This window comes from Dietzia sp. CW19 (genome assembly GCF_014145265.1).
Lineage (GTDB): Bacteria > Actinomycetota > Actinomycetes > Mycobacteriales > Mycobacteriaceae > Dietzia > Dietzia natronolimnaea.
Map to the genome: position 1 here is coordinate 1 of NZ_JAALEE010000042.1, position 1,614 is coordinate 1,614.

The window sequence follows — 1,614 nt, forward strand, 5'->3', positions numbered from 1 at the left end:
GGGGCGCGGGCGCCGGGGCGCGCGCGATCAGGCCGCGCGGGCGGGGATCAGCTCAGGCGCTCGAGCACCATCGCCATGCCCTGGCCACCGCCGACGCACATGGTCTCGACGCCGAACTGCTTGTCCGCGGCCTGCAGGTTGTTGATGAGCGACGCGGTGATGCGGGCGCCGGTCATGCCGAACGGGTGGCCCAGCGCGATGGCGCCACCGTTGATGTTGAGCTTGTCCTCCTCGATCCCGAGCTCACGGGCGGAGCCGAGGACCTGGACGGCGAACGCCTCGTTGATCTCGAACAGGTCGATGTCGGACACCGACTTGCCGGCGATCTTCAGGGCGTTCTTGACGGCCTGGATCGGGCCGAGGCCCATGATCTCGGGGGACAGGCCCGAGACGCCGGTGGACACCACGCGGGCGAGCGGCGTGAGGCCGAGCTCCTTGGCCTTGGTGTCGGACATGATCACCAGGGCGGCGGCGCCGTCGTTGAGCGGGCAGCAGTTGCCGGCCGCGATGGTGCCGTCGGGGCGGAAGACCGGCTTGAGCTGCGAGATCTTCTCGTAGGTGGTGCCGGGCCGCGGGCCGTCGTCGGTGGAGACCACGGTGCCGTCGGGCATGGTGACAGGGGTGATCTCGTTGGCGAAGTGGCCGTTCTCGACCGCGGCGACAGCGCGGTTCTGCGAGCGCACGCCCCAGTGATCCTGCTCCTCGCGGGTGATGCCGGTCATCTGCGCGACGTTCTCGGCGGTCTGGCCCATCGGGATGTAGACGTCCGGCAGCAGGCCGTTCTCGCGGGGGTCGGTCCACGTCTCGGCGCCACCCTCGGCGCGCGTGCCGGTGCGGGCCTCGGCGTCGGCGAAGAGCGGGTTGTGGGTGTCCGGCCAGTGGTCGGAGGTGCCCTTGGCGAAGTTGGTCACGGTCTCGACACCGGCGGAGATGAACACGTCACCCTCGCCGGCCTTGATCGCGTGCAGCGCCATGCGGGTGGTCTGCAGCGAGGAGGAGCAGTAGCGGTTGACCGTGGTGCCGGGGACGGTGTCCAGGCCGGCGAGCACGGAGACGACACGGCCCATGTTGAAGCCCTGCTCGCCGCCCGGCAGGCCGCAGCCCAGCATGAGGTCGTCGATCTGGGTGGGGTCGAGCGACGGGACCTTGGCGAGGGCCGCTGTCACCATCTGCGCGGCGAGGTCATCCGAGCGGATACCCACGAGGGATCCCTTGTTGGCGCGCCCGATGGGCGAGCGGGCGTACGAGACGATCACGGCTTCCGGCATGGAAGGCTCCTTCTTTGCGGGTGGATACTCGGTGCTAGGTGTGGTCGGGGGTGAGTTCCGGGGCGGACAGGTCCCGGGTGGGGCGGGTCAGGCGCAGGATGCGGCTCCGGCGGCGGAGGGTGTCCGCCGCCTCGCGGGCATCGCCCGTGCTCTCCGGATCGCCGTCCACGTCCTCATTATGCAGGTACGTGTTCTCGTCGAGGTCCTCCGCGTCCTCGTGGGTACGGACGAAGTCGGTCAGTCGCTTGGTCAGCCGGGCGACGACCGACTCGCGGTGCTCGTCGTCCGCGCCGTCCGCGGCCGCCTCGGCGGCGGTCTCCGCGTCCTCGGCGGCGCGCTCGGCGGC

General features: G+C 70.8%; 1 protein-coding gene and 1 pseudogene. Both read right to left on the reverse strand.

Going from position 1 to position 1,614, the window contains the following annotated elements:
* Nucleotides 1–47 precede the first annotated feature (47 nt).
* On the reverse strand, nucleotides 48–1,268 hold the full coding sequence (locus G6021_RS01615; protein ID WP_182610247.1) for an acetyl-CoA C-acetyltransferase: 1,221 nt from the start codon (nucleotides 1,266–1,268) through the stop codon (nucleotides 48–50).
* A gap of 34 nt (nucleotides 1,269–1,302) precedes the next feature.
* Nucleotides 1,303–1,614: pseudogene (locus G6021_RS01620) on the reverse strand (SGNH/GDSL hydrolase family protein); the annotation flags it as partial.